9 protein-coding genes are annotated in these 12,889 nt (G+C 68.7%); 6 read left to right on the top strand and 3 right to left on the bottom strand.

Annotation, left to right across the window (positions count from 1 at the left end):
* Positions 1-24: 24 nt before the first annotated feature.
* The 5 genes from RR42_RS36290 to RR42_RS36270 all read left to right on the top strand — a co-directional run bounded on the left by RR42_RS36290 (position 25) and on the right by RR42_RS36270 (position 7,512).
* Positions 25-1,044, top strand: coding sequence for a tripartite tricarboxylate transporter substrate binding protein (locus RR42_RS36290; protein WP_236702131.1), 1,020 nt, complete (start codon positions 25-27; stop codon positions 1,042-1,044).
* Between the two features lie 40 nt (positions 1,045-1,084).
* Complete coding sequence (locus tag RR42_RS36285) at positions 1,085-2,410, top strand: DUF1254 domain-containing protein (protein WP_052495330.1); 1,326 nt, start codon at positions 1,085-1,087, stop codon at positions 2,408-2,410.
* Between the two features lie 12 nt (positions 2,411-2,422).
* A complete protein-coding gene (locus tag RR42_RS36280) occupies positions 2,423-3,775 on the top strand; it encodes a DUF1254 domain-containing protein (protein WP_052495201.1) in 1,353 nt (450 codons plus the stop codon).
* A complete protein-coding gene (locus tag RR42_RS36275; RefSeq protein WP_043357152.1) occupies positions 3,772-4,770 on the top strand; it encodes a Bug family tripartite tricarboxylate transporter substrate binding protein in 999 nt (332 codons plus the stop codon). The genes RR42_RS36280 and RR42_RS36275 overlap by 4 nt, the downstream gene beginning before the upstream one ends.
* 414 nt (positions 4,771-5,184) lie before the next feature.
* Positions 5,185-7,512 carry a patatin-like phospholipase family protein gene (locus RR42_RS36270; protein ID WP_043357151.1) on the top strand — a complete coding sequence of 776 codons (2,328 nt, stop codon included), beginning with the start codon at positions 5,185-5,187 and terminating at the stop codon, positions 7,510-7,512.
* Here the strand turns inward: RR42_RS36270 and RR42_RS36265 are convergent.
* Positions 7,509-8,744, bottom strand: a complete 1,236-nt coding sequence (locus tag RR42_RS36265) for an alpha/beta fold hydrolase (protein WP_043357148.1) — start codon at positions 8,742-8,744, stop codon at positions 7,509-7,511. The two genes, RR42_RS36270 and RR42_RS36265, sit on opposite strands and share 4 nt — an antisense overlap.
* Positions 8,741-10,054 carry an MASE1 domain-containing protein gene (locus tag RR42_RS36260; protein ID WP_043357147.1) on the bottom strand — a complete coding sequence of 438 codons (1,314 nt, stop codon included), beginning with the start codon at positions 10,052-10,054 and terminating at the stop codon, positions 8,741-8,743. Before RR42_RS36260 ends, RR42_RS36265 begins: the two co-directional genes overlap by 4 nt.
* 288 nt (positions 10,055-10,342) lie before the next feature.
* On the opposite strand from RR42_RS36260, the gene RR42_RS36255 reads away from it, so the two are divergent.
* Entirely contained in the window at positions 10,343-11,344 is a 1,002-nt protein-coding gene (locus RR42_RS36255; RefSeq protein WP_043357145.1) for a Bug family tripartite tricarboxylate transporter substrate binding protein, read from the top strand.
* 33 nt (positions 11,345-11,377) lie between these two features.
* Here RR42_RS36255 and RR42_RS36250 read toward each other — a convergent pair whose 3' ends face one another.
* Positions 11,378-12,775 (bottom strand): CoA transferase, encoded by a 1,398-nt coding sequence (locus tag RR42_RS36250; RefSeq protein WP_236702130.1) that lies wholly within the window; start codon positions 12,773-12,775, stop codon positions 11,378-11,380.
* Positions 12,776-12,889 lie beyond the last annotated feature (114 nt).

Raw genomic sequence — 12,889 nt, 5'->3', positions numbered from 1 at the left:
GAACCACAACTGGAGACAACCATCATGCATTTGCAAGCTGCAAGGACCGCGCGCGTGCCGGCGGCGGGCGCACTCGCCGCCGTCGTGATGACGGTGCTGACGTTGCTGGCCGCCACACCGGCGCACGCCGCACCACCGCAAGCCACGAAGTATCCTGACAAGCCGATCCGCCTGGTGGTGCCCTTTCCGCCGGGCGGCGGCACCGACGTCATCGGGCGGCTGGTGGCCGCCAGGCTGTCGACCGCGCTGGGCGGCACCGTGCTGGTGGAAAACGTGGCGGGCGCCACCGGCACCATCGGCTCAGCCCAGGTGGCGCGCGCCGCGCCGGACGGCTACACGCTGTTGCTCGGCATCTCCGCCACGCATGCCATCGCGCCGGCGATCTTCCCCCGGCTGCCCTACGATCCCGTGCGCGATTTTGTGCCGGTGGGCCGGCTGGCCTACGGCGGCAACGTGCTGGTGGCAGGCCCGGCGTTCACGGGCAAGGACCTGCCGGCGCTGATCGCAGCCGCCAGGCGTCCAGGCGCCGACCTCACCTATGGTTCCTGGGGTCCGGGCTCGGGCGGCCACCTGGCCGGCGAGAGCCTCAACGTCAGCAGTGGCATCCATCTGCGCCACATTCCCTACAAAGGCGTGAGTCCGATGCTGACCGATGTGATGGGCGGCACGCTGCCGGTGGCCATGTCGGACCTGGCCGGCACCTTGCCGTTGATCCGCAGCGGCAAGGTCCGGGCGCTGGCGGTGACCGGCTCGGAGCGCTCGGTGGCGCTGCCCGATGTGCCCACCTTCGCCGAGTCCGGCGTGCCGTTTCGCATCGACAGCTGGTACGCGCTGTTCGCGCCGGCCCGCACGCCGGCTCCCATCCTCGATCGCCTTGAGCGCGCGGTCGACGCCATCATGGCCGAGCCCGCCATGCAGGCGCAGGCCGCCACGCTGGGCATGCGTTTCACCCCGCAGCCGCGCGCTGTCTTTGCCGCCCAGATGCAGGACGACGTCCGCGCCTGGGCCGCCCTTGTCAAGTCGAGCGGCGCCGCCCTCGAATAACCCGCCAGGAATAACCCGCCAGGAGCCAACGCACATGAACATGAACCCTCCCGCCGCCCCCGCCGGCGCCCCCACGCTTGCCGCCGCCACGTACGCCAGCCCCCAGCAGGCGCTGGTCGCCGGCGCAGCGCTGCCGCTGGTGATCTACGGCTATGCGCTCATCGAGACGCTGCGCACCTGCCGCCTGCAGACCTCGGTTTGCGCCGCCACCGGCTATGGCCGCGCGCCGATGAACACGTTGTCCGCCAGCGAGCGCCAGTGGACGCATGAGGACCGCGACATCGTCACCCCGGCCAACGACCTGCTGTACTTCTGCGGCTGGGTCAACCTGGCCGATGGCCCGGTGACGCTGCGCATTCCGCCGCTGCCCGACCCGGGCCGCTACTACGTGATCGAGCTGCTCGACGTGCACACCAACAACTTCGAGAACCTGGGGCCACGCAATGTCGCTGCCGAAGGCGGCGAGATCGAGCTGGTCGGCCCGGGCCAGAAGGCCGGCGGCGCGCACGCGGTATCGTGCCCGAGCTCGCTGGTCTGGCTGCTCGGCCGCGTGCTGGTGCAGGGGCCGGATGACCTGGCGGTGGCGCGCGCCTTTGAGCAGGGCTTCGCGCTGACCCGCACGCCGGGCGCGGCGCGTCCGCGCTGCGTGGACCAGTGGCAAGACAGCGGCCGGCCGGCGCTGGACTTCTTCCACAACCTCTTCAACGCGCTGCGCGAGTTCCCGCCAGCGGCGGAGGAACTGGGCATCCTGACGCTGTTGCGCAAGGCCGGCATCCGGCTGGAAGACGATATCGATTTCGCGGCGCTGCGCCCGGCCATCGTGGCCGGGCTGGAAAGCGCCTACGCGCAAGGCATGGCGGTGATCGAGGCCCATACCCGCAGCCAGGGCCGCAAGTGCTGGGGCTACAGCCTGAAGCTGGGCATGTACGGCGACGACTGGCTGCAGCGCGCCTGCACCGCGATGAAGGGCCTGGGCGCGCTGCGCGCGGACGAGGCGATTTATGCCATGGCCGATTTCGATGCGGACGGCGCGCCGCTCGATGGCCGTCGCCGTTACGAGCTGCGCTTCGCGCCCGGCATGCTGCCGCCCGCGCAAGCGTTCTGGTCGGTGTCGCTGTACGGCGAGGATCGTTACTTCAGCGCCAACGAGATCGGCCGCTACGCCGTGGGCGACCGCACGCCGGGCTTGCGCATGGAGGCCGATGGCAGCCTGGTGATTCCCATCTCGCACGCGCGAGCGCAGCAGCAGGAGAACTGGCTGCCTGCGCCCGCTGGCGCGTTCTACCTGATCCTGCGGCTCTACCATCCCGCGCCGTCTTTCCTGCAAGGCCAGTACACCATCCCGGCCGTGCGCCGCGTCGATTGAGTCAACCAGATCATGGAGGCCACCATGCACCAGACCGTATCCGCCGCGCCCGCTCTCGACGCCATCCGTTACACGCTGCCCCTTTACGAAATGGCGCGCATGCGCGCCGCCACCTGCCCGCGCCGCAATAGCGCCGGCGTGTTCGCCGCGCAGCAGCCCGATGTCCCGGTGCGCTGGATCAATCATTTCATTCACACGCGCCAGTTGCTTGGCCCGCAGCATCGCCAGGTGGTCACGCCCAATAACGACACGCTCTACAGCAACGCCTGGATGGACCTGTCGCAAGGGCCGCTGCTGCTGGACGTGCCCGATAGCGTGGGCCGCTACTACGTGCTCGGCCTGCTCGATTTCTATACCAATCCCTTTGGCTATATCGGCACCCGCACCACGGGCAACGGGCGCGGCCGCTTCTTGCTGCATGGCCCGCGCTGGCAGGGCGACGTGCCGGCTGGCGCCACCGCCATCGCCTGCCCCACGGATGCGGTGTGGCTGCTCGGCCGCGTGCTGGTGGATGGCGAAGCCGACCTGCCGGCCGTGCACGCGCTGCAGGACCAGTTCCGCCTGAGCACGCTGGCCGGGGCGAGCGCCGCGCGGGCCTTCGATGTGGGCATGCAGCCTGGCGAGCATCTGGGCGATCCGCGCCGCTATGCCGAGGTGGTCAACCAGGCGCTGCGCGAGAACCCGCCGCCGCCGGCTGAGGCAGGGCTGGTGGCGGGCTTCGCGCCTTTTGGCATTGGCGCGGATTGCGACGCGGCCGCGCTTGGCGACGATGCGCTTGCCCGCCTGGGCGACGCCATCCAGGCGGTGCTTGCCGAACTGGCGACGCCGCTGCCGTCCGACCTCGGCGGCGGCTGGACCCTGCCGGTGGAAATCCGCGAATCGTTCGGCACGCGTTTCGCCGAGCGCGCGCTGGTGGCGCGCAACTATATCGGCGCGCTCGGCGTGCAAGAGGCGATGTACGTGATGGCCGACCGCGACAGCGAGGGCGCGCCGCTCGATGGCCGCGTCGGCTACGAACTGGTCTTCCCGGCCGGTGCGCTGCCGCAGGTGGGCGCGTTCTGGTCGCTCACCATGTATGGCAAGGCCGACTGCATGCTGGTCGACAACGCGCTGGGGCGCTACTCGCTGGGCGACCGCTCGCCGAGCTTGCGCCATGCGCCGGACGGCAGCCTGCGGCTGCGCCTGTCGGCCACGCCGCCGGCCGACCCGGCGCACGAAGGCAACTGGCTGCCCGCGCCCGCAGGCCCGTTCTACGTAACGCTGCGGCTCTACGTGCCCCAGCCCGCGCATCTCGACAAGACCTTTGTCTATCCGCCGATCCGCCCGCTGGCGGGTGCAGCCGCTTCGTCCAAGGAGCGGTCATGACACTGAACTCGCACAAGCGCAGGCAAGTGCTGCGCCTGGCCGGCAATGCCGTGCTGTTGGCCGCGGGCGGCGGTGCGCTGGCGCCGGTGCAGGCCGAGGAATTTCCGTCGCATCCGGTGCGCCTGGTATCGCCCTACGGCCCGGGCGGCTCCAACGACATCTCGGCGCGCTTGCTCAGCGAGGGGCTCAGCCGCAAGTACAAGCAACAGTTCGTGGTGGAGAACAAGCCCGGCGCTGGCACGCGCGTGGCCAACGAGCAGGTCGCGCGTGCCACGCCGGACGGCTACACCCTGTTGTGGGCGGCGGCGCCGTTTGCCATCAACGCGGCGGCAGGGCTATCCCAGCATTACGACATCCGCAAGGACTTCGTGGCAGTGGGGCCGCGCGTGCTCGGGCCGATATTCCTGATCGTCAACGCAGATTCGCCGGTACGCACGGTGGCGGATTTCGTGCGCATGGCGCGTGATAAGAAGGACGGCGTGACCTTCGCCTCGCCGGGCATCGGCTCGGGGCCGCACCTGACCGCCGAGCTCTTCGCCGCCCAGGCGAAATTCAAGGGCCTCAACGTGCATTACCGCGGCGACTCCACGGCCTACACCGAGTTGCTTGCGGGGCGGGTCGACGCTACGTTGACCGCCATCACTACCGCGCTGCCATTCATCAAGGCCGGCAAGCTGCGCGTGATCGCGGTGTCCGCCGAGCAGCGCACGCCGGTGTATCCGGACGCGCCCACGTTCGGCGAGCAAGGCTATCCCGGGGTGGTGGGTTACGGCTGGTTCGGGCTGATCGCGCCGGCGGGCACGCCGCCGGCCATCGTGCAGCAGCTCAACCGGGACGCCAACGCGGTGCTGGCCGATGCGCAGACGCGCAGCAAGCTGATCGGCCTCGGGCTGCAGCCGGAGGCGGGCGACAGCGCATCGTTCGCGCGCTTCATCGATGCCGAGGTGGCCAGGTGGGGGCCACTGATCAGGTCGGCGGGGATCAAGCTGGAATAGGGTACGGCGCGGCGTTCACTTCCGGCTTTCGCTACCGGTTTTCGCGCAACAGCCCGCCCGCTTCAGTCCGCCGCGTTCCCTTTGTTGTATCCGGCATACGTTTATCCACTCCGGCAAATTGTGGATCAAGCTGCTCTGCGCCGAGGGTTTGCACGGCTAACCCGCGCGGCGGCTTGGTGCACGGGGCAGCGAGAGCCCCGCAGGTTAGGCAACCGGCACTTAGCGGGTGCATGCGCCGCTGTTCAAGGACGGGCAATTGCCCTATCGTGACGACCTTCCCCGCCAACTCTGCGCGGCGATTTCACCGTCTTGTCCCGTTTTGCCGCGGATTGTCCAGGTTTGCCCATGTCCCGCTCTCTATCATGCATCGCGCGCCGCTTGCGCACGCTGGTGTCAGGTTGTCAGTTGCTGCCGATGCTGCTTGCATTGGCGGCGCTAGCCTTGGGGCCGCAGCATGCCAGGGCCGCGGATCACCCTGCGCAGCCGGCCAGGCAATCCACCGCCGGCGTCGCCACCGACGTCGCCACCGAAGTTGCCGAGCAAGCCGCCCCCCCCGCCGTGCCGGGCAAGCGAGCACGCGTGTGCCTGGTGCTGTCCGGGGGCGGTGCGCGCGGCTACGCGCATATCGGCGTGATCCGGGCGCTGGAGAAGATGCACGTGCCGATCGACTGCATCGCGGCCACCAGCATGGGCGCCGTGGTGGGTGGCTTGTACGCCAGCGGCTTGTCGGCGGGCGAGCTGGAGGCCAAGCTGTCGCACATCAACCTGAGCGATATCGCCTTTGACCGCAACGAGCGTGCCGAACTGCCGCAGGCGCAGCGCGAGGACGACCTCCAGTATCCGATCGGCATCTCGGCCGGCTACGGTGACGGCAAGATCAAGTTCCCCACCGGCCTGGTCCAAGGCAACCGCCTGCTGGCGCTGCTGCAGAACCTGACCCCGCATCTGCCGGCCGACGACGCCTTCGACAAGCTGCCGACGCCGTTTCGCACCATTGCCACTGACCTGGGCACCGGCGTGCCTGTCGTGCTGGACCACGGCTCGCTGCCGCGTGCCATTCGCGCCAGCGTGGCCGTGCCGGGATTGTTCGCGCCGATCAAGGTGAACGGGCGCGTGCTGGTCGATGGCGGGCTGGTCAGCAACCTGCCGGTGCAGCTCGCGCGCGACATGGGCGCCGACGTGATCATCGCGGTCAATATCGCCTCGCCGCTGGATGACCCCGAGAGCCTGGACTCGCCGGCGGCGGTGACGCAGCAGATGGTCACCATCCTGACCAACCAGAACGTGGCCACGCAAAAGGCGCTGCTCAAGCCGGGCGACGTGCTGATCGAGCCCCAGCTGGGTGACTTGTCGTTCACCGATTTCTCGCGCGCCAACGACGGCATCCAGGGCGGCTGGAATGCGGTGCTGGCGGCCGAGCCCAAGCTCGCGTCGCTGACGCTGCCGGAGGACGCCTGGCAGACCTACCTGGCGGCGCGCAAGGGCAGCCAGGCGGTGGCGGGCCCGGTGCGCATCGATGCCATCCAGATCCGGTCGCAAGGCCGCATTCCGGCCAGCTTCGTGCGCAAGTACCTGGGCGTCAACGAAGGCGACACCTACGACGCGGTCACGCTTAACCGCGAGATGGCGCAGCTCTCCACGTCGGGCGATTTCGAGACCGTGGCGCAGGAACTGGTCACCGAAGACGGCCGTAATGTGCTGAAGGTCGAGGCGCAGCAAAAGTCCTGGGGCCCGCAGTTCCTGCTGTTCGGCTTCGGCGTGTCCAATACCTTCAACGGCCAGGGCGGGTTCAACCTGCAACTGGGGCATCGCTATCCGTGGATCACGCCCGGCGGGCTGGAATGGCGCAATGACATCGTGCTGGGCAGTACCCAGGCCAAGTGGCGCACCGAGCTGCGCCAGCCGGTGTTCGACCGGCTGGGCTTCTATCTTGCCCCGTACGCGGAATACGGGCGCAAGCGCGTCGATCTGTACGCCGACACCGCGCCCAACCGCAATACCGATCCGCTGACCGCCTACCGGATCGAGACCGCCGTCGCCGGCCTGGACCTGGGTGTGCCACTGGGCCGCCTTGGCGAGTTCCGGGCGGGTGTGAACTACCAGCAGGTCAACTACTCGGCCCTCTATAACCTGCCGATCAACACCGGCCGGCTGTTCCCGCACGCCCGCGTACGCCAGCCGACCATACGCGCCCAGCTCACCATCGACCAGCTCGACGATCCGCTATTCCCGCGCACCGGCTACTACCTGCTGGCAACCAATGAGCTGGCCTTCGGCGGCACCGACAACCGCTTCAACGATGCCCATGCCAAGGCGCTCTGGGCCACCAGCTACGGCCGCCACACCTTGAACCTGGCGGCGGAGGCGGCAGCCACCTATGGCGATCACCGCAGCGACAACAGCGTCAGCGGTGGCCTGGGCTTTACGCTGGGCGGTTTCCAGCATCTTTCGGCCTACGCACAGGACCAGTTCTCCGGCAACTACCTGCTGTATGGCCGCCTGACCTACCTGAATGACCTGCGCGAGTTCATCCTGCCGGGGCTGCGCACCACCGTGGTGGGCGCCAGCCTGGAGGCGGGCGACGTCTGGCTGCGGCGCAAGAATTTCGGCAATGGCCCGTTCAAGACCAGCGCCAGCCTGTTTATCGGCGGCAATAGCGCGATCGGTCCGCTGTACTTCGGCTTTGCCGCGGCGCCGCAGGGGGTATGGAACCTGTACCTGCAGCTGGGCCGCGTGTTCTAGCCCGCAGGCGCCGGCAGGGGCTCGGTGGCGCTCACCGCGTTGTCGGCGCTGTCGGCCGGCCGGAAGGTCACGGCAGAGATGCGCCCGTTGCGCATGCGCAGGGTTTGCGTGCCCTGGCTGTGCCGGGCCTCGCCGTTCATGACGGAGGAGGCCGCGACGTCGATCTGCGCGCTGGCGCCCTCGATGCGCGGCGGCGCGGTGACGGTGATGCGCACCGTCTTGCCGGCGATTTCCTCCAGCTTGGCAAACATGCCGATGACGGCGTCGCGGTCGTCATAGCTTCCCGCCAGCGGATGCTCGCCCTGGTGGCGCCAGCGCACGCCGGGCTCCAGCAGCGGGAACAGCGCTTCGAATTGTCCGCTGGTGAGGGCCTGCAGGTATTCGTTTACCACGGCGGCGACGGCTTCCCCGGTCATGGGCACTTCTACCCTGGCCCGCGCCGGGCGGCGCGCCTGCGCCGGGTCGAAGCCGAGGAACTCGAGCACGTTGCTGACCACCAGCTCGCGGTCGTTGTCCACGCAGATCATGTGATAGCTGTTTTCCACCACCACCTTGCGCACGTTGGGGACCGTGGCCTCCAGGAAGTCGGCCGAGCGCAGGCTGGTCAGCTCGTCCTCGCGCGCGTTCACCACCAGCGTGGGGCAGGCGATGCGGTGGGCGCCGTCGAGCACCCAGCCGCGCAGCCGGTCCACCTGGCGGATGCAGGCCAGCGGCACCCAGCGGTAGTGGAAGTTGTCGCCGCGTTCGAACTTGGCTTTGACGATGGCGCGCACCAGGTCGTTCTTGATGCCGAACGGCTCGTCTTCCTCCACCCGCATGCGCGCGGGCAGCGTGGGGATGTGATAGACCAGGTGCCGCAGCGCGCGGTACCAGGGCGTGGACCAGCCGTCGATGTAGACCGGGGCCGCCAGCGCGATCAGCCGGCCCTTGGTGTGCTGGCGGCGCTCGGCCAGCGCCAGGGCCAGAAGCCCGCCCAGGCACATGCCCATGATATGAAAGGTTTCGTACTGCCCGGCCAGTTCATCGTATGCCTGCGTGACGGTGTCGAGCCATTGCTCGGCCCGCACGGGCACCAGGTCCTCGGGCGTGCCTGCGTGTCCTGGCAGCGTCACCGCGTGGGTTTCCACCCCGGCGCGCCGCAGGGCCTTGTGCATCGGGCCGAGGTCGAACTGCGTGCCGCCCAAGCCATGGATGAGCAGGGCCCCCGTGCCGCTGCCCTTGAGAGCCGTCATGCTGCGTCGCGCTCCTCGATCACAGCCGCGCCTTGCAGGCGCCATGCGCCGGCAATGACCGCCACGGTCTCGTCACCGTCCAGCAGCGGGCTGCTCATGTCCAGCACCATGGTGCAGTCGCCCGCGGGCAGCATCAGGCGAAAGAGCAGGTCGGTGCGGGTTGCGCTACCCCCGTCGCCCCCCCCGTCGCCGTCGCTCTCGCGCAGCCAGCGGTCGCGCACCCGGGACCGGTCGTCGGCATGCACGTGAGCCAGTACATTGTCGAGATTGCCGAAGGCATCTTCTCGCACCCCTAGCGAGCGTTCCACGTCGCCGCTCCAGCGCAGCGTGCCGCTGCGCGGGTCCAGGCAATAGACCAGCTGGCCGCTGGCCGCGAGTGCCAGCTTGACATCATTCTGGCGCTGCGCCGACTGCAGGTGCAGTTGCTCGCGGCTGGTGCGCAGCGTACTGATCAGCAGCGTCAGCAAGGCGGCCACGGCCAGGTATAGCTGGGCCTCCATCAGCGAGCGGCCATGGTGGGCCGCGCTTTCGGCGAACGGGCCATCGCCCTGGCCGGTATTGACCAGCACGAACAGCGCCAGGATCGCCACCGCGACCGAGCCGCCCCGGCCGCCCCACAGCAGCGTTACCACTGCAGCGAAGAACAGGGGGATATAGGTCAGCGCAAACACCACGCCGGCAGGCAGCGGGCCCAGGCTCTTGTTGTCGAAGATAAAGAAGGTGGTCAGCACCAGCGCGGCGAACGCGCCCAGGCCAAACAGGAAATCGCCGCCGCTCATGCCGCCTGAGCGCATGGCGCGAAAGCGCGACCAGCCCGCCAGCACCGGCGTGACGATCAGCACCCCCACCAGGTCGGACGCGGCCCAGACGCGCGCGGTGCGCCAGAACGGCACGTCCTCCATGATCGTGAACCAGCCCGCGCCCACCGCCGCGCTGGCGGCGCTGCTGACCACCCCGGCGATCAGCACGCCGCGCACGAAGGCCAGCCCTTCGAGCGAGAAGTGCGTGCGCCTGACCAGCGCCACGCCCACTGCCGCAAAGCCGATCTCGTCGAGCGAGAACAGCATCAGGCGCAGCGTGTCGCGCCCCTCCACCCAGCCCAGCAGCATCTGCGCGGCGAAGAACGCCAGCCCTACCGGCAGCCAGCGCGGCATCGGCGTGAGCATGAACGCGGCCACGGTCACGCCGGCCGGCAGCCAGATATAGCCAGTGGCGGAGAACGGGCCGTTGAGCTTGTGCGAGATGTAGCCGGAGCAGAAGTACAGTGCAGCCCACAAAAACAGGACGACGGCTCGGTTGGTTGGTTTCACGTTGGCTTTCCTTGGCTGATGCCCGGGCACGGATGCGAGGCCGGCGCGCGGCGGCCAGCCGTTATCTGAACGCGCCAGGCCGGCAAGCGGCTGACGCAATGGCGCGGCCGGGCAGGGGCATCATAAGCCTGCACAGGGATTTCTATCATGGCGCCATGTAATAAAATCGTCACAATTAAGGGTGTTCGCGGGTGTCCGGCAACGAGCGCGGCAACGAGCCCGGCCAGGACTCGCCCCGGCGCACGCCGGCAACGCAAGGCCGCAATATAAACGAGGAGAAAAGACCTGATGGCGAAGTACACATTAAATAACCGATTCCTGCCCGGCTTGCCGGTGCTGCTGGCCTGCGCCGCACTGCCGCTGGCACTGGGCGCGGCCCCCGCTGCTGCCGCCTGGCCGGAAAAACCGATCCGCCTGGTGGTGGGCTTCCCGCCGGGTGGCCCGGTCGACACCCACGCCCGCATCCTCGCCGAAAAGCTGCAGCCGATCCTGGGCCAGTCAGTGGTGCTGGACTATAAGGCCGGCGCGGCCGGCAACATCGGCTCGGATTCCGTCGCCAAGGCCGCGCCGGACGGCTACACGCTGTTGCTGGCCAACACCGGCCAGATGGCCATCAATGGCGCGCTCTATCCCAAGCTGCCGTATGTGATGCCGCGGGATTTTGCGCCGGTGGCCCGCACCGCGCTGATTCCGCTGGTCATGGTGGTCAATAACAACGTGCCGGCCCGCAACCTCAAGGAGTTCATTGGCTATGCGCGCGCCAATCCCGGCAAGCTGAATTTTGCCTCGGGCGGCAACGGCGGTATCTCCCACCTGATGCCGGAGATGTTCAAGCAGGCCAGCGGCACGTTTATCGTCCACATTCCCTACAAGGGCAGCGCCCCGGCTCTGACCGATGTGATGGGCGGCCAAGCGCAGATGATGGCCGACTCGATCCCGCTGTTCACGCAATACATCAAGGCCGGCAAGGTGCGCGCGCTGGCGGTGACGTCCAGGCATCGCTCGCCCGCCTTGCCTGACGTGCCGACCATGGAAGAGGCCGGGCTGAAGAACTTCGAGGTGGTCGGCTTCTACGGCATGCTGGCGCCCGCGGGCACGCCCAAGGAGGTGGTGGCCAAGCTGTCCGGCGCGCTGCAGACCGTGCTGGGCGAAGCCGATACCCGCGCCAAGCTGGAGCAGCAAGGCGCCGAGGCAGCCTGGCAGGGCCCGGAGGCCTTCGGCCAGACCATTGCCGCCGAGCAGAAGCGCTGGGGCCAGGTGATCAAGGCTTCGGGCGCGAAGATCGACTAAGCGGAGCACGCCGGTGCGGCCTGCCGCCGTGGCTTACCAATGCGCCAGCGCGGTACCCAGCTTGCTGGCCGGGCGCTCCCAGTGCATTGGCGCATCCTGCACCATGGCGGGCGGCTTGATCCGGCGTGCCGGGCCCCACGTGGTGTTCTCGGCGACTGCGGCCAGGTCGGCCGCCGTTTCGGGGGCCGGCATTGTTGCTTGGCCTTGCAGGACCGTGCCCGCCACCAAAAGATGCGCCGTGCGCGCCAGCGAGGCTCGCACCTCGCAGCCGGCGCCCGTCGCCAGGCGCTGCGCCAGCCCGCGGATGGCCGCTGTTGCCATCAGGTAGCCGGTGGCGTGGTCGATGGCCTGCACCGGCAGCGGCTTGGGATGGTCCAGGCCTGCGGCGCGCATGCCCGCATCGGCAATGCCGGTGCTCATCTGGATCAGGCTGTCGAAGCCGCGCCGGCCCTTCCAGGGCCCGCTCCAGCCATAGGCATCGAGCGACACATCCACGAGCGCGGGATTGATCTCGCGGCGCCGCCGCGCATCCAGCCCAAGCCGCGCCAGGGCTTCGGGACGGTAGCCGTGCACCATCACGTCGGCCTGGCTCAGCAGCCGCTCCAGCACCTGCCGGTCCGCCGCGCTTTTCAGATCGAGCCGGGCGCAGCGCTTGCCGAGCACCACTTCCGGCACGGTGCCTGGCTCTTCCCAGCCGGGTGGGTCGATGCGCAGCACATCGGCGCCAAAGCCGGCCAGGAAGCGGGTGGCCACCGGGCCCGCCAGGATCCGGGTCAGGTCCAGCACGCGGATGCCGCGCAACGGGCGATCCGGGGCAATGGCCCAGGCTGGCCGAGGCCCCGCAGCGCACGTTGTCCAGTGCATCAGCGGTTCGCTGTTGACGGCGATCCCCTGCGGATGGGCCGCCCATTCGGCCTCGGTGCGCATCGCCGCCGAGCAGCCGCCGTTCTCGACGATGGCGGTTTCCAGCGCGCTGGCTTCCCATCCGGATACGGCCCGGGCAATGGCGGCCTTGTCCGCTTGCGCCGCCACGCCAAGCACGGCGAGGGCAGCGTCGCGGTGATGTGGGGCGTTGGTGTGAAGACGGATCCAGCCGTCCTTGGCCCGGTAGTCGCCGGCAACCGGATCCCATTGCGGCGGCAATTCCCAGCCCTGCGGCCGCAGCGAAGTGCCGAACCATAGCGAAGCGAGACGTTGATCCACCTGGACACGCAGCGTATGCCCGCAGGCCTGGTGGATGAACTCGGCAATGGCCAGGGCGGCTGCGCCGACGGCGGCGGTGGCCAGGGCGGTGACGGGGAAGACCGCGGGCAAGTGACCGGCGCCGGCCACGGCAATGTGCTCCAGCCACGCGGCGTCCCCGTGCACGCTGCGCCAGATCTCACCAAGGAAAGGGGTGGCGGCGGTCGTGGGACTCGTGGCTGAAAGCATGGATTCTCCGGGGCCGGGCATGGTGCGTTCTCCGTTGGGGGGCAGGAATTCGTGCTTTGCAGCATAGGCTCCTTGTTTTAATAGTCAATATTGATTAACTTAATCAACTTGTTG

Origin of the sequence: Cupriavidus basilensis (genome assembly GCF_000832305.1) — a bacterium.
Classification (GTDB): domain Bacteria; phylum Pseudomonadota; class Gammaproteobacteria; order Burkholderiales; family Burkholderiaceae; genus Cupriavidus; species Cupriavidus basilensis_F.
The sequence above is the reverse complement of the archived record's forward strand: the minus strand, read 5'-3'. Positions and strand labels throughout refer to the sequence as shown.

What these genes read in the sequence shown, in the direction of transcription:
- RR42_RS36290 (WP_236702131.1), top strand. Translation starts at nt 25, where the DNA reads ATGCATTTGCAAGCTGCAAGGACCGCGCGCGTGCCGGCGGCGGGCGCA.
- RR42_RS36285 (WP_052495330.1), top strand. Translation starts at nt 1,085, where the DNA reads ATGAACCCTCCCGCCGCCCCCGCCGGCGCCCCCACGCTTGCCGCCGCC.
- RR42_RS36280 (WP_052495201.1), top strand. Translation starts at nt 2,423, where the DNA reads ATGGAGGCCACCATGCACCAGACCGTATCCGCCGCGCCCGCTCTCGAC.
- RR42_RS36275 (WP_043357152.1), top strand. Translation starts at nt 3,772, where the DNA reads ATGACACTGAACTCGCACAAGCGCAGGCAAGTGCTGCGCCTGGCCGGC.
- RR42_RS36270 (WP_043357151.1), top strand. Translation starts at nt 5,185, where the DNA reads ATGCTGCTTGCATTGGCGGCGCTAGCCTTGGGGCCGCAGCATGCCAGG.
- RR42_RS36265 (WP_043357148.1), bottom strand. Translation starts at nt 8,744, where the DNA reads ATGACGGCTCTCAAGGGCAGCGGCACGGGGGCCCTGCTCATCCATGGC.
- RR42_RS36255 (WP_043357145.1), top strand. Translation starts at nt 10,343, where the DNA reads ATGGCGAAGTACACATTAAATAACCGATTCCTGCCCGGCTTGCCGGTG.
- RR42_RS36250 (WP_236702130.1), bottom strand. Translation starts at nt 12,775, where the DNA reads ATGCTTTCAGCCACGAGTCCCACGACCGCCGCCACCCCTTTCCTTGGT.